This is a genomic window from Streptomyces sp. NPDC045287, assembly GCF_056432325.1.
On the sequence record NZ_JBWKJG010000007.1, the window covers coordinates 74,130 to 87,973 of the forward strand.

The window sequence follows — 13,844 nt, forward strand, 5'->3', positions numbered from 1 at the left end:
GTTGACCATGCCTAACCTGGATGCATGGACGTGAACGCGGCGGTCGCCGCAGTGGCAGCGGTCGCCGGGTTGCTCACCGGTGTCATCGCCATGCTCGCGTTCCGCTGGAGCGAGCGCGACCAGGCGAGGCCCACCCGGACCTCGCTGCACACGGACGCGGTCCTGCCCCCCGGTGTCGACACGGTCCTGTCGGTGCTGCGCTCCTCCGCCGTCGTGCTCGACGAGAGCGACTCGGTGGTGAAGGCCAGCTCCGCGGCGTACGCGCTCGGCCTGGTCCGGGGCGGGAAGCTGGCCGTGGAGCCGATGCTCCAGATGGCCCGCGACACCCGGCGGGACGGCGAGATACGGCAGGTCGAGCTGGACCTGCCGCGGCGCGGTACGGGCCGGGGCGAGGCCCTCGCCGTCTCCGCGCGCGTGGCGCCGCTCGGCTCCCGGCTGGTGCTCCTCCTCGTCGAGGACCTGACCGAGGCCCGCCGCATCGAGGCCGTGCGCCGCGACTTCGTCGCGAACGTCAGCCACGAGCTGAAGACGCCCGTCGGTGCCCTGTCCCTGCTGTCCGAGGCGGTCATGGATGCCGCCGACGACCCGGAGGCCGTGACCCGGTTCGCCGGGCGCATGCAGATCGAGGCGACCCGGCTGACCAACCTGGTCCAGGAGCTGATCGACCTCTCCAGGGTCCAGAACGACGACCCGCTGGAGGACGCCGAGCCCGTGCGCGTGGACGAGCTGGTCGCCGAGGCCATCGACCGCTCCCGCCACACGGCCGGCACCAAGAACATCACCATGGCCGCCGGAGGCACCACCGACCTGCGGGTCTGGGGCCACCGCGGTCAGCTCGCCGCGGCCCTCGGCAACCTCGTCGAGAACGCCGTCAACTACTCCCCGGCCCACACCCGGGTCGGGATCGCGGCCCGCCGCGTCACCGCCCCCGGCGGCGACCTCATCGAGATCGCCGTCACCGACCAGGGCATAGGGATCCCCGACAAGGACAAGGAGCGCATCTTCGAGCGCTTCTACCGCGTCGACCCGGCCCGCTCCCGCGCCACCGGCGGTACGGGCCTCGGCCTGGCCATCGTCAAGCACGTGGCCGCCTCGCACGGCGGCGAGGTGACCGTCTGGTCCACCGAGGGCCAGGGCTCCACCTTCACCCTCCGCCTCCCGGAGGCGGGCGCGCGCCGCGACCGCTCCCGGGACCGCCGTACCCCCAGCTCCGAGATCACCAACGAACCGTTCACCGCCCCGGAGGTCCTTCCGTGACCCGTGTGCTTGTCGTCGAGGACGAGGAGTCCTTCAGCGACGCCCTGTCGTACATGCTCCGCAAGGAGGGATTCGAAGTCGCCGTCGCGACCACCGGGCCGGAGGGGCTCGACGAGTTCGAGCGCAACGGCGCGGACCTCGTCCTGCTCGACCTGATGCTCCCCGGGCTGCCCGGCACGGAGGTCTGCCGCCAGCTCCGCGGCCGGTCGAACGTGCCGGTCATCATGGTCACCGCGAAGGACAGCGAGATCGACAAGGTCGTCGGCCTGGAGATAGGCGCCGACGACTACGTGACCAAGCCCTTCTCCTCGCGGGAGCTGGTCGCCCGCATCCGCGCGGTGCTGCGCCGCCGCGGCGAGCCGGAGGAGTCCGCCCCGGCGGCCCTGGAGGCGGGCCCGGTGCGGATGGACGTGGACCGGCACGTGGTGACGGTCGACGGCAACAAGGTGGACCTGCCGCTGAAGGAGTTCGACCTGCTGGAGATGCTGCTGCGCAACGCGGGTCGCGTGCTGACGCGGATGCAGCTCATCGACCGGGTGTGGGGTGCCGACTACGTGGGCGACACCAAGACCCTCGACGTGCACGTCAAGCGGCTGCGCGCCAAGATCGAGCCGGACCCGGGGGCCCCGCGCTACCTGGTCACGGTCCGCGGCCTGGGCTACAAGTTCGAGCCGTAGGCCGCGGCGGGGACGGGGCCCGGCGCCGACCCCGTCCCGCGGTGACGACGTGAAGGGCGCCCCACCGGTGTGACCGGTGGGGCGCCCTTCACGCTGTACTCGCGCCCCGGCGCGCACGCCGGGGGCCGCGCCTCAGTGGCTGTGGTCGCCCTCGGCGTGGTCGTCGTGCGCGTCGTCCCCCGTCGCGGAGGCCGAACCGGTCGGCGTCGCGCCCGGCGTACCGGCCGGGGAGCCCGACGGCGAGGCCGCGGGGGAGCCCGACGGCGTACCGGCCGGGGACGGCGAGGCGGCCGGGGAGGACGGCGCGCCGCTCGGCCCGAAGCCCTCGTAGTAGCCGTTCGCGGGGTGGACGAGCGCCCGGAGCTTCACGTCGCCGGTCTCGCTGAGCCGGAAGACGACCTCCTGGGCGGAGCCGTTGACGGAGCCCTTGAGGCCCTCGACCACGACGGAGGCGTTGCCCTGGCCGCCGAGGATGAGGGAGCCGCCGGCGGGGACGGTGAGGGGGCCGGAGCCCTTGGCGGGCTTCAGCTCGACCTTGGCGCCGGAGCCGGGGAGCTGGACGGCCTCCAGCGTCTCGGCCTTGGCGCCCTCGTTGAAGACGGTGGCGGAGATGGCCGCCGGGCCCCCGGCGTCCCCGGCAGGGGTGATCACGAGGGCGTTCTGGACCTTGATGTCACCGACGGTGGTGGCGGCGTTGTCCGGCTTGATTTGGAGGCTCTGTGCGTCGTTGCCCGCCCCGCATGCGGTGAGCGAGGCGAGGGAGACCACGAGGGCGGTGGCGGCGAGGGCGCCGCGTCGAAGGCTGCGGCTCACGGCGGCGGCAACTCCTAGACGTACGGACGGGAGGACGGACACGGTCGGTGGAACGGATGCGACCTTTTCCGGACCGGACCGGCAGGACCGGTCAAGGAGCGGTCAGCGGGCTCAGGTTACCGACCCCGTGTCCCCGTCCCGCACCCGACCCGCCCTGTGCCGCCACCGGCGCTCCCGCCGCGTGCGTGGCGAGGGTCCGCCACGCCCGGGGCGTCCGGCTTCTCGGCGCCGTTCGCATAACTGGCTTGATCAATTCTCCGGTGCTCACACATTCCCCACGGAAAAGCCACCCGTGATCAATTCGGGAAAGTTCCCGGCTTCCGTCCGTGCGAGTGACCGACGACCGAACGGAGTACGGGAACTGGCCGCCTTCGAACCAGACAAACCGGGACGTTTCACCCTTGCGGCGGCCCCTCGGGTGACTGCGACCGAGGCGTTTCGGACCGTGTCCACAGCCGCTCCGACCTGCGAATACCCGCTTGCGACGACCCGTCACAGCACGTCCGCGTCGCTGTTGTCAAGCCCCGAGATATGCCCTGACCTGCGAAAACGCCATTCAGAAGAAGCCGTATCCGTGTTACCCTGGATAGCCACGGAAGGGGTACCTGTCACATGACGTTCAAGGTTGGCGACACCGTGGTCTATCCCCATCACGGGGCCGCGCTGATCGAGGCTATCGAAACTCGCCAGATCAAAGGCGTGGACAAGACCTACTTGGTGCTCAAGGTCGCCCAGGGTGACTTGACGGTACGTGTCCCGGCGGACAACGCGGAGTTCGTCGGTGTGCGCGATGTGGTCGGCCAGGACGGGCTGGACCGGGTCTTCGAGGTGCTCCGCGCACCGTACGCCGAGGAGCCCACGAACTGGTCCCGCCGCTACAAGGCGAACCTCGAGAAGCTCGCCTCGGGCGATGTCATCAAGGTCGCCGAGGTGGTGCGCGACCTGTGGCGCCGTGAGCGCGAGCGCGGTCTCTCCGCCGGAGAGAAGCGCATGCTCGCCAAGGCGCGCCAGATCCTCGTCAGCGAGCTCGCGCTCGCGGAGAACACCAACGAAGACAAGGCCGAGGCCCTGCTCGACGAGGTCCTCGCGTCCTGACGCCGGGCCCTCGGGCCCACGCCGCCGCACCCGGAAGGGGACGGCCGGACCGGAGTCCAGAGCGCCGAGTACCGAAGTGAGCCACCGCGTGTGCGGTACCCACTGTGCGGTACGCCTCACATGGTGAAAGTGGTAACCACTGCCGCGGTGCCCGATGACATGCTGTGAAACCACAGCTTCGTCGCCGGGCGCCGCGGCATGTCCGCACCCGTGAAGGGCCCCGGCTGCCGGCGACCGGGCGACTCGTTCGACCAGCGTCACGGAAGGGTCTGGTCAAGGGGTCGCGCCCGCGTCTGTGGCCATACCCATGTCGGCCGAGTAAACAAACCTGCCGGAGTGCAACCGATGTCAGACACCGCACATCCTGCCCGCACCGCGGCGGTCATCCCCGCCGCGGGCCGAGGCGTACGGCTCGGGCCGGGCGCCCCCAAGGCGCTCCGCACGTTGGGCGGCATCCCGATGCTGGTCCACGCCGTGCGGGCCGTGTCCGCCTCCCGCGCCGTGTCCCTGGTCGTCGTCGTCGCACCCCCGGACGACGTGGCGGGCGTACGGGCGCTCCTGGACGAGTACCCGGCGCCCGAGCGCACCGAGGTCCTCGTCGTCCCCGGCGGCGCCACCCGCCAGGAGTCCGTGCGGCACGGCCTGGAGGCGCTGCCCGACACGGTCACCACCGTCCTCGTCCACGACGCCGCCCGCCCCCTCGTCCCGGTCGACACGGTCGACGCGGTCGTCGAGGCCGTACGGGACGGGGGCGCGGCGGCCGTCGTGCCGGCCGTGCCGCTCGCGGACACCGTCAAGGAGGTCGAGCCGGCCGCCGACGGCACGCCCGAGCCCGTCCTCGGCACGCCCGAGCGGGCCCGGCTGCGCGCGGTGCAGACCCCCCAGGGCTTCGACCGCGCCACCCTCGTGCGCGCCCACGCGGAGGTCACCGGCGAGGTCACCGACGACGCGAGCATGGTGGAGCGGCTCGGCGTCCGGGTCGTCGCCGTGCCCGGCCACGAGGAGGCGTTCAAGGTGACGCGCCCGCTGGACCTGGTGCTGGCGGAGGCCGTCCTGGCGCGCAGGAGGGTGAACGATGGGTTCTGAGGGGCTGGCGCTGCCGCTGGTCGGCATCGGCACGGACGTCCACGCCTTCGAGCACGGCCGCGAGCTGTGGTGCGCGGGGCTGCTCTGGGAGGGCGAGGAGTACGGCCTGGCCGGGCACTCCGACGGCGACGTGGCCGCCCACGCGGCGTGCGACGCGCTGTTCTCCGCCGCCGGGCTCGGCGACCTCGGCGCGCACTTCGGCACGGGCCGGCCCGAGTGGTCGGGCGCCTCCGGCGTCACCCTCCTCGCGGAGGCGGCGCGGATCGTCCGCGCGGAGGGGTACGAGATCGGCAACGTTGCCGTGCAGGTGATCGGCGTGCGGCCGAAGGTCGGCAAGCGCCGCGCGGAGGCGCAGCAGGCGCTGGCCGCGGCGGTGGGCGCCCCGGTCGCCGTCTCCGGGACGACCACCGACGGGCTCGGCCTGACCGGCCGGGCCGAGGGGCTGGCGGCCATCGCCACCGCGCTGGTCGTACGACGGCCGTAGGCCACCGCCTCCCGCGGGCCGCCCCCGCCGACCGGACGGAGCGGCCGGCGGGGCGGGCGGCGGTCTCCCGGGCGCGTCGGGCCGGAGCCGCGACCGGGCCCCGGGCGCGCCGGCGGCGCCTTCGCCGCACCGGAGGACCGGGGCCCGACGGGGGAGGGGCGTCAGGCCGCGAGCTCCGCGCGGTCCGCCTCCAGGACGGGCGGGGCCGTGGTGGCGGCCGGTGCGGCGAGCAGGGCGTCGGCGGTCGCCAGGGCGTCCTCTATGCGGGTGGTCCCGGTGGCGACGCACAGCGTGTAGGTGACGTCGTCCAGGGGCTGCTCGAGCCCCTGCTCACCGCGGCTCTGTGCGATGCGCAGGTCCGCGTAGCGGGCGAGCAGGGAGCGCAGGTAACGGGGGTCGGGTGTCAACACGGGTGCAGACCTCCATCGTTGGGCCGGGACTGCGCGCCTACCCCGTCTTCGATCAAGCATGCGCGGCGTCGCGGAGAACGATGCGGCCCCGGCTCCCCGCGGATCGGGCGTGGGCACCGGCGACCGCCCACTACTCTGGAGTGGTGACTATTCGGCTGTACGACACCAGCGCCCGGCAGATCCGCGACTTCGCCCCCCTCAATCCGGGGTGTGTCTCGATCTACCTGTGTGGCGCCACCGTGCAGGCGGCCCCGCACATCGGGCACATCAGGTCCGGGCTGAACTTCGACATCATGCGCCGTTGGTTCGCCTACCGCGGCTACGAGGTGACGTTCATCCGCAACGTCACGGACATCGACGACAAGATCATCGCCAAGGCCGCCGACCAGGGGCGCCCGTGGTGGTCGATCGGGTACGAGAACGAGCGCGCCTTCAACGACGGCTACCGGGCCCTCGGCTGCCTGCCGCCGACGTACGAGCCCCGTGCCACCGGGCACGTCACCGAGATGGTCGAGATGATGCGCGGCCTCATCGAACGGGGCCACGCCTACGAGGCGGACGGCAACGTCTACTTCGACGTGCGGTCCTTCCCCGGCTACCTGGAGCTGTCCCGGCAGGACCTCGACGACCTGCGCCAGCCGTCCGGCGAGGGCGAGACCGGCAAGCGCGACCCGCGGGACTTCGCCATGTGGAAGGCCGCCAAGCCCGGCGAGCCCAGCTGGGAGACGCCCTGGGGCCGGGGCCGGCCGGGCTGGCACCTGGAGTGCTCGGCCATGGCCCACAAGTACCTGGGCGAGTCCTTCGACATCCACGGCGGCGGCCTCGACCTGGTCTTCCCGCACCACGAGAACGAGATCGCCCAGGCCAAGGCGTACGGCGACGAGTTCGCCCGGTACTGGGTGCACAACGCCTGGGTGACGATGAGCGGCGAGAAGATGTCGAAGTCGCTCGGCAACTCCGTCCTCGTCTCCGAGATGGTCAAGCAGTGGCGCCCCGTCGTCCTGCGCTACTACCTCGGCACCCCGCACTACCGGTCGATGATCGAGTACAGCGAGGAGGCCCTGCGCGAGGCGGACGCCGCGTACGCGCGGATCGAGGGCTTCGTCCAGCGGGTCGTGGAGAAGGCCGGCCGGGTCGTCGAGCCCGCGCCCGAGGTGCCGCCGGCGTTCGCCGAGGCGATGGACGACGACCTGGGCGTCCCGCAGGCGCTCGCCGTCATCCACAACACGGTCCGGCAGGGCAACAGCGCCCTCGCCGCGGACGACAAGGACGCCGCCGTCGACCGCCTCTCGGAGGTCCGGGCGATGCTCGGCGTCCTCGGCCTGGACCCGCTCGACCCGCACTGGGCGGGGGAGGCCGGCGGGGACAAGGACCTGCACGGCGTCGTCGACAGCCTCGTGCGGATGGTCCTCGACCAGCGGGAGGCGGCCCGCGCCCGGAAGGACTGGGCCACCGCCGACGCGATCCGCGACCAGCTCGGGCAGTCCGGGCTCGTCATCGAGGACGGTCCGGACGGACCCCGCTGGACGCTCGGCGCCCGCTGACGCACTCTTGATGTGCCGCCCGGCCCGGCCGGGCGGCACACTGACGTATGTACGACTGTGAAGTTTGACGGAGACAGGTAGGTCATGGCCGGGAACAGCCAGCGCAGGAACCGCCGCACCAGCAACAAGAAGGGCGCGACGGTCGGCAGCGGTGGCAATCGGCGCCGCTCGCTCGAAGGCAAGGGTCCGACGCCGCCCGCGCACATGCGCAAGGGCCACGTGAAGAACCGCGTCGCCAACGCCAAGGCCAAGCAGGCCGCGCGCCGCCCCGTCGCCCGGCGCGGCGGCAAGGGCCAGTCCGAGATGGTCGTCGGCCGCAACCCGGTCTACGAGGCCCTGCGCGACGGCGTCCCCGCGACCATGCTGTACGTCCAGCAGTTCATCGACAACGACGAGCGGGTGCGCGACGCGCTCAAGCTCGCGGCCGACCGCGGCGGCATCCACCTGATGGAGGCCCCGCGCGCGGAGCTCGACCGGATGACCAACGGCCTGAACCACCAGGGCCTCGTCCTCCAGGTCCCGCCGTACGAGTACGCCCACCCGGAGGACCTGGCCGCCGCCGCGTACGACGAGGACGAGGAGCCGCTGATCGTCGCCCTCGACGGCGTCACCGACCCGCGGAACCTCGGCGCGATCGTCCGGTCCGTGTCGGCGTTCGGCGGGCACGGCGTCGTCGTCCCGGAGCGGCGCGCCGCCGGCATGACGGCGGGCGCGTGGAAGACGTCCGCCGGTACGGCCGCCCGCACGCCCGTCGCCCGCGCCACCAACCTGACGCGCACGCTGGAGGCGTACCAGAAGGCCGGGCTGACCGTCGTCGGCCTCGCCGCCGAGGGCGAGACCGAGGTCGGTGACCTGGAGGCGCTGGGCGGCCCGGTCGTCATCGTCGTCGGCAGCGAGGGCAAGGGCCTGTCCCGGCTCGTCGGGGAGACCTGCGACCACCTCGTCCGCATCCCGATGCCGGGCGGCGCCGAGTCGCTGAACGCCGGTGTCGCCGCGGGGGTCGTGCTGTACGAGGCGGCGCGCCGCCGCGGCTGACCCCTCCCGACCCGGGCGCCCCACCCGTAGCGGATGTCACGTCCGTCACGGGCGTCTCGCCCGCATCATCCGCCCCTGTCGTACCGGGACCCGTCGTGATCTTGACGGGTCTCGGACATTTGGAGGCCGTCGCGGCAGTGTCCTAAAGCGTCATCACTCGGTTAGATGAGTGTGGACACCAGAACGCCCCGGCCCGGCTTCGACGATCAGCCCGCGCTGAACATGGTCAAGGTGCACAGCGACCCCGCGCAGGTCATCGTGAACCACGCCAGTTTCCGGGTAGAGCTCGCCCCGATCCGGAAGCCCCGGTTCGTCGACCCCGCCCGCGTCCCCGCCATGAGCGGCGCGGCGCCCGACGGGGGTCGGCGGCGGGCGCCCGTCGTGTGGAGCGGCAAGTCCTCGCCCGGCGACCCCGGCGCGACCGGACTCCTCCAGGCCGTACGGGACTCCGCCGCCGTCGACATCCTCGACCGCACGACGGCCGTCCCGCTCCTGGACACAGGAGGGGACGCCACCCGGGTCATCCCGCGCGTGGGCCACCCCGACGACACGCTGCCGACACCCGTCGTCGGCGGGCGGCGCGGCCCCGGCGCGCCGCCGCTGCTGCCGCCCATGCGGCGCGCCGAGGGCGCCTACGACACGGTCCCCGAGGACACGGCGGAGCGGGGCGGCCACGACTCCCGGTACGAGCCGGCGTACGACGCGGACCACGACTCCGACGCGTACGACGACGCGTACGACGAGTACGGGGACCGGTACGACGCCGAGGACCGCGACGCGTACGCCGACGGCTCCGCCGCCCACCACCGCCACGCCTACTACCCCGGCCGCCGGATGAACCTCGGGGTCGTGCTGCTGCCGCTGCGCGTCTTCCTCGGCCTCATCTCCATCTACGCCGGCATGGGCAAGCTCTGCGACCCCGTCTACTTCGACGGCGGCGAGCGCGGCTCGATGGTCCGGTGGCTCACCTCGCTGAACCCGTGGCCGCTCGCCGAGCCGCTGCGGGACTTCGCGCTGGCCCACCCGGTCGGCGCGGGCCTCAGCGTGTCGTTCGCCCAGGTGGTCGTGGGCGTCCTCACCATCCTCGGACTGTGGCAGCGGGTCGCCGCCGCGTTCGGCGCGCTGCTGTCGGCGGCGCTGCTGCTGACGATGAGCTGGCGGGCCGTACCGGTGTACGAGACGCCCGACATCATCTACCTCGCCGCCTGGTCGCCGCTGCTCATCGCCGGGGCGCCCGTCTACTCCGTCGACGGTCGCCTCGCGAGCGAGGCCTGGCGGACGCTCGGACCCCGCGCCGCGCTGTGGGAGCTGCGCCGCCGCGTCCTGCGCCGCGGCGCGGTCGTCGCGGCCGTGGTGGCCGGGCTGACGCTGCTCGTCGGCTCGGTGCTCGGCGGGGCCGTACGCTCCTCCGACCTGATCACCGTGCCCGGCCCGAACGACGACCCGACGAACCACCTGCCCGGCCGACCCCTCCCCGAGGAGCCGGTGGAGAGCGGGTCCGCGAGCGCGTCGGCGGAGGAGCCGGAGCCGTCCGAGACGGCGTCCCCGTCCGAGACGGCGTCCCCGAGCCAGAGCCCCGCGGCCGGCCAGGAGGCCGAGGAGGAGCCGGTGCGCGAGAGCGAACGGACCGAGGAGCGGCCCACGGCCACCCAGGGGATCGGCGAGGTCCCCCAGGAGCCCCGGCCCGAACCGCCGCCGATCACCAGCGCCGGCCCCACGTCCAGCGGCGGCTCCGGCGGGAGCACCGGCGGCGACGAGGGCTCCGGGCCGGGCGGCACGGAGGACGGCTCGTCCGGCGGCTCCTCCGACGGCGGCACGGGCGGCAACCGCAACCCGCTGGGCGGCCTCCTCGGCTGACCCGCCTTTCCGGAACGTGGGCGGTCACCGGGCGCGCGAAGGCGCGCCGGTGACCGCCCACGGCCGTTTCCCGGAAACGGCAACAACGGTTGCCGTTCCCGGAACGGCCGGGATCCAATGACGGACATGCGGCACGAGACGGCGGAACACCGGCCGGCGCGGCGGCGGACCCCCTCCGCCCCGCGGCCCGTCGACATGGAGGAGGCGCTCGCCCGGGTCGGGCCCCGGTTGCGGGAGCTGCGGCGGAGGCGCGGGGTGACCCTCACCGCGCTGTCCGACACGACCGGGATCTCGCGCAGCACCCTCTCCCGGCTGGAGACCGGGCAGCGCCGGCCCACGCTGGAGCTGCTGCTGCCGCTCTCCCAGGCCCACCAGGTGCCGCTCGACGAGCTGGTCGGCGCCCCCGACGTCGGGGACCCGCGCGTACGGCTCAAGCCGCGCACCGTGCACGGCTCGACCGTCGTGCCGCTCACCCGACAACCCGGCCCGCTCCAGACGTACAAGATGGTCGTCCCGGCGTCCCGCGCCACGCCCGACCCGCGCGTCCACGAGGGGCACGAGTGGCTGTACGTGCTGGCGGGGAGGCTGCGGCTGGTGCTCGGCGACCACGACGTGGTGCTGGGGCCCGGCGAGGCCGCCGAGTTCGACACGCGGGTGCCGCACTGGTTCGGCAGCACCGGGGACGGCCCGGTGGAGCTGCTCAGCATCTTCGGCAACCAGGGCGCGCGGATGCACGTACGGGCGCGGACGCGCCGCGACGACGCCGGTTAACCGCCGTGCGCGGCCAGCTCCTTGGCGGCCTCCGCCAGGTCCTTCGCCGTGTCGATGGCCCGCCAGTAGGCGCCCTGCGGCAGCGGGAACCCGGCGAGGCGCCGCTCGCGGGCGAGCCGCGGAAACGTGGTCCGCTCGTGGTCGCCGCGCTCGGGCAGCAGGTCGCGGAAGGCCGCGGAGAAGACGTACACGCCCGCGTTGATCAGGTACGGCGACGGGGGCGCCTCGATGAAGTCGGTGATGTGCCCGAACGCGTCGGTCTCGACGGCGCCCCAGGGGATGCGGGGGCGGGCCAGGGCGAGCGTGGCGGTGGCGTCGCGCTCGGCGTGGAACCCGGCCATCTCGCGCAGCGAGAACCGGGTCCAGATGTCGCCGTTCGTCGCGTACCAGGGTTCGTCGGGGTACGGCAGGTGGGCCGCCGCGTACTTCAGGCCGCCGCCGCGACCGAGCGGCTCCTCCTCGACGACGGTGGTGACGCGCAGGGGCGGTTCGGCGTCGTCGAGCCACTGCCGCAGGACGTCGGCGAGGTGGCCGCAGGAGACGACCGCGTGGGTCACGCCCTCGGCAGCCAGCCAGGACAACTGATGGCCGATGATCGGGGTCCCGGTGCCCGGGATCTCGACCATCGGCTTGGGGCGGTCATCGGTGTAGGGGCGCAGCCGGGACCCCTGGCCGCCAGCCAGGACCACGGCCTGCGTCGGAGTGGTGTGCATACCGGGCACGATAGGCGTACCGCGGCGGTCACGGGGGCGCTCCGCTGTCTCAGCTCGCTGAGGCGACGCCACCGGCGAACGACGTGTCGCAGACGGGCCGCGAGTAGGACTGCGCCTCGGTCGGGCCGTAGACGCGGACGGCGGCGGCGCCCAACTCGCGGGCGATCGACATGCAGTGCTTGGCGAGGGACGGGCGGTCCTCCACGGCGCGCTGGAGGTGTGTCAGGGCGACGCCCGGGTCCTCGCGCTCCAACTCGGCCAGGAGGCGCTCGCGGAGCACGTCCTGCGGGGCGAGCGGCTTGGCCGTGCGCGCCGGGACGTTCTCCGCGGAGGCGGTGAGGAGTTGGGTGTCGGAGCGCTGGCCCGCCCAGGGGACGCTGGAGACCGCGAGCGTACCGGAGAGGACCAGGACGACGGGCAGGACGAGGGCGAGGGAACGGCCGATGCGGCGTGCTGTCTGGTTCACGGTGGCGAGCGTAGCGCTCGGTGAAGTTTCAGGGACGCGCAGTCACTCGCACGGGGGAGTCTTCTCCACCCTTCCGTACGTCCCGTGTTGACGAACGCCACCCGAAAAGGTCGGTGTGCCGGGGTATCGCCTCCGAAGGGGCCGCCCCACGCGAACGGCTCCGGCGGGGCCACCCACGCGAACGGCTCCGCGTGGAGCACGCGGAGCCGTCGGCGGTCGGTCGGGCGGGGTCAGTCGCTGAGGCGCTCGCCCGTGGAGGTGGAGAAGACGTGCAGCTCACCCGGGAGCGGGACGACGTGCAGCTCGGAGCCCTTCTCCGGGATGGCGCGGCCACCGACGCGGACCACGAGGTCCTTCAGCTCGCCGCCGACCTGGGCGGAGCCGTACACGTAGCCGTCGGCGCCGAGCTCCTCGACGACGTTGACGGAGACGGCGAGGCCGGCCGGGGCGGAGGCGTCCTTGGACAGGGCCTGCGCGGCGTCGGCGCCGCCGTGCTCGACGACGTCGAAGTGCTCGGGGCGGATGCCGACCGTGACGGTCCGGTCGCCCTTGGCGGTGGCGGCGGCGAGCGCCTCGCGCGACACGGGGACGACGCTGTTGCCGAACATCACGCCGCCGTCCGTGATCGGCACCTCGACCAGGTTCATGGCGGGGGAGCCGATGAAGCCGGCGACGAAGAGGTTGGCCGGGCGGTCGTACATGTTGCGCGGGGTGTCGACCTGCTGGAGCAGACCGTCCTTGAGGACGGCGACGCGGTCGCCCATGGTGAGGGCCTCGACCTGGTCGTGCGTGACGTACACGGTGGTGATGCCGAGGCGGCGCTGGAGGGACGCGATCTGCGTACGCGTGGAGACGCGGAGCTTGGCGTCGAGGTTGGACAGCGGCTCGTCCATGAGGAACACCTGGGGCTCGCGGACGATGGCGCGGCCCATGGCGACGCGCTGGCGCTGACCGCCGGAGAGCGCCTTCGGCTTGCGGTCCAGGTACTCGGTCAGGTCGAGGATCTTCGCCGCCTCCTCGACCTTCTTGCGGATCTCCGCCTTGTTGACGCCGGCGATCTTGAGGGCGAAGCCCATGTTGTCGGCGACGGTCATGTGCGGGTAGAGCGCGTAGTTCTGGAACACCATGGCGATGTCCCGGTCCTTCGGCGGCAGGTGGGTGACGTCGCGGTCACCGATGCGGATCGCGCCGGCGTTGACGTCCTCCAGGCCCGCGAGCATGCGCAGGGAGGTGGACTTGCCGCAGCCGGAGGGACCGACGAGGACGAGGAACTCGCCGTCCGCGATCTCGATCTCCAGCTGGTCGACGGCGGGCTTGGTGCCGCCCGGGTAGAGCCGGGTTGCCTTGTCGAACGTGACAGACGCCATGGTGATGGGTCCCTTCACCGGCAGGAACGTGCCGGACGATCCGAGTAAAGGAGAGATGTGTGTCTGGTCCACCTAGGTGAACTCCCGGTGACCGTACCTGGCGGGGGCGCCCCCTGTCAGCAGTTCGAGCCCGGCGAAATTTTCGGCGCCGGGGTGCCCGCGGTTGGTTACACTGGCCCGGCTGCCGCCTTAGCTCAGTTGGCTAGAGCGCTTGACTTGTAATCTTGAGGTCGTCGGTTCGATTCCGACAGGCGGCTCCACCGGAAGAC

General features: G+C 73.0%; 14 protein-coding genes and 1 tRNA gene. 10 read left to right on the top strand and 5 right to left on the bottom strand.

The genetic code is table 11. The annotated features are described in order from the left end of the window. Positions 1 to 24: 24 nt before the first annotated feature. Both phoR and phoP read left to right on the top strand, forming a co-directional pair. Positions 25 to 1,257, top strand: a complete 1,233-nt coding sequence (gene phoR, locus AC07D6_RS13835) for a two-component system sensor histidine kinase PhoR (protein ID WP_315880205.1) — start codon at positions 25 to 27, stop codon at positions 1,255 to 1,257. Further along, positions 1,254 to 1,934 carry a two-component system response regulator PhoP gene (phoP, locus tag AC07D6_RS13840; RefSeq protein WP_315880204.1) on the top strand — a complete coding sequence of 227 codons (681 nt, stop codon included), beginning with the start codon at positions 1,254 to 1,256 and terminating at the stop codon, positions 1,932 to 1,934. The genes phoR and phoP overlap by 4 nt, the downstream gene beginning before the upstream one ends. A 132-nt stretch (positions 1,935 to 2,066) precedes the next feature. Here the strand turns inward: phoP and AC07D6_RS13845 are convergent, their stop codons facing one another. Continuing rightward, positions 2,067 to 2,747 carry a DUF461 domain-containing protein gene (locus tag AC07D6_RS13845; RefSeq protein WP_315877078.1) on the bottom strand — a complete coding sequence of 227 codons (681 nt, stop codon included), beginning with the start codon at positions 2,745 to 2,747 and terminating at the stop codon, positions 2,067 to 2,069. A 612-nt stretch (positions 2,748 to 3,359) separates the two neighbouring features. Between AC07D6_RS13845 and AC07D6_RS13850 the strand changes: the two genes are divergently transcribed. The 3 genes from AC07D6_RS13850 to ispF all read left to right on the top strand — a co-directional run bounded on the left by AC07D6_RS13850 (position 3,360) and on the right by ispF (position 5,412). Continuing rightward, positions 3,360 to 3,842, top strand: a complete 483-nt coding sequence (locus AC07D6_RS13850) for a CarD family transcriptional regulator (RefSeq protein ID WP_003953493.1) — start codon at positions 3,360 to 3,362, stop codon at positions 3,840 to 3,842. Positions 3,843 to 4,187: 345 nt separating this feature from the next. Continuing rightward, a complete protein-coding gene (gene ispD / locus AC07D6_RS13855; RefSeq protein ID WP_315877079.1) occupies positions 4,188 to 4,928 on the top strand; it encodes a 2-C-methyl-D-erythritol 4-phosphate cytidylyltransferase in 741 nt (246 codons plus the stop codon). Beyond that, positions 4,918 to 5,412 carry a 2-C-methyl-D-erythritol 2,4-cyclodiphosphate synthase gene (ispF, locus tag AC07D6_RS13860; protein WP_315877080.1) on the top strand — a complete coding sequence of 165 codons (495 nt, stop codon included), beginning with the start codon at positions 4,918 to 4,920 and terminating at the stop codon, positions 5,410 to 5,412. Before ispD ends, ispF begins: the two co-directional genes overlap by 11 nt. Before the next feature lie 161 nt (positions 5,413 to 5,573). Here the strand turns inward: ispF and AC07D6_RS13865 are convergent, their stop codons facing one another. Then, complete coding sequence (locus tag AC07D6_RS13865; RefSeq protein ID WP_479044144.1) at positions 5,574 to 5,822, bottom strand: DUF5133 domain-containing protein; 249 nt, start codon at positions 5,820 to 5,822, stop codon at positions 5,574 to 5,576. Between the two features lie 143 nt (positions 5,823 to 5,965). Here AC07D6_RS13865 and cysS point away from each other — a divergent pair, with 143 nt between their 5' ends. From cysS to AC07D6_RS13885, 4 genes are all read left to right on the top strand, one after another. Continuing rightward, positions 5,966 to 7,366, top strand: a complete 1,401-nt coding sequence (gene cysS / locus AC07D6_RS13870) for a cysteine--tRNA ligase (RefSeq protein ID WP_479044146.1) — start codon at positions 5,966 to 5,968, stop codon at positions 7,364 to 7,366. Positions 7,367 to 7,450: 84 nt separating this feature from the next. Then, complete coding sequence (rlmB, locus tag AC07D6_RS13875; protein WP_479044149.1) at positions 7,451 to 8,401, top strand: 23S rRNA (guanosine(2251)-2'-O)-methyltransferase RlmB; 951 nt, start codon at positions 7,451 to 7,453, stop codon at positions 8,399 to 8,401. 165 nt (positions 8,402 to 8,566) lie between these two features. Beyond that, positions 8,567 to 10,258: a DoxX family protein gene (locus tag AC07D6_RS13880; protein ID WP_479044152.1), complete on the top strand. Its 1,692-nt coding sequence runs from the start codon at positions 8,567 to 8,569 to the stop codon at positions 10,256 to 10,258. A 195-nt stretch (positions 10,259 to 10,453) separates the two neighbouring features. Then, on the top strand, positions 10,454 to 11,029 hold the full coding sequence (locus AC07D6_RS13885; protein WP_315877251.1) for a helix-turn-helix domain-containing protein: 576 nt from the start codon (positions 10,454 to 10,456) through the stop codon (positions 11,027 to 11,029). Here AC07D6_RS13885 and AC07D6_RS13890 read toward each other — a convergent pair. The 3 genes from AC07D6_RS13890 to AC07D6_RS13900 form a co-directional block, all read right to left on the bottom strand. Continuing rightward, a complete protein-coding gene (locus AC07D6_RS13890; RefSeq protein WP_315877085.1) occupies positions 11,026 to 11,742 on the bottom strand; it encodes a nucleotidyltransferase family protein in 717 nt (238 codons plus the stop codon). The two genes, AC07D6_RS13885 and AC07D6_RS13890, sit on opposite strands and share 4 nt — an antisense overlap. 49 nt (positions 11,743 to 11,791) lie before the next feature. Then, a complete protein-coding gene (locus AC07D6_RS13895) occupies positions 11,792 to 12,208 on the bottom strand; it encodes a hypothetical protein (RefSeq protein ID WP_315877086.1) in 417 nt (138 codons plus the stop codon). A 230-nt stretch (positions 12,209 to 12,438) separates the two neighbouring features. After that, the gene (locus tag AC07D6_RS13900) at positions 12,439 to 13,575 is read right to left on the bottom strand and encodes an ABC transporter ATP-binding protein (RefSeq protein ID WP_315877087.1); all 1,137 of its coding nucleotides are present in this window, start codon (positions 13,573 to 13,575) and stop codon (positions 12,439 to 12,441) included. 183 nt (positions 13,576 to 13,758) lie between these two features. Between AC07D6_RS13900 and AC07D6_RS13905 the strand changes: the two genes are divergently transcribed. Continuing rightward, positions 13,759 to 13,835: transfer RNA gene (locus AC07D6_RS13905), tRNA-Thr, on the top strand. The last annotated feature ends 9 nt before the right edge of the window (positions 13,836 to 13,844 follow it).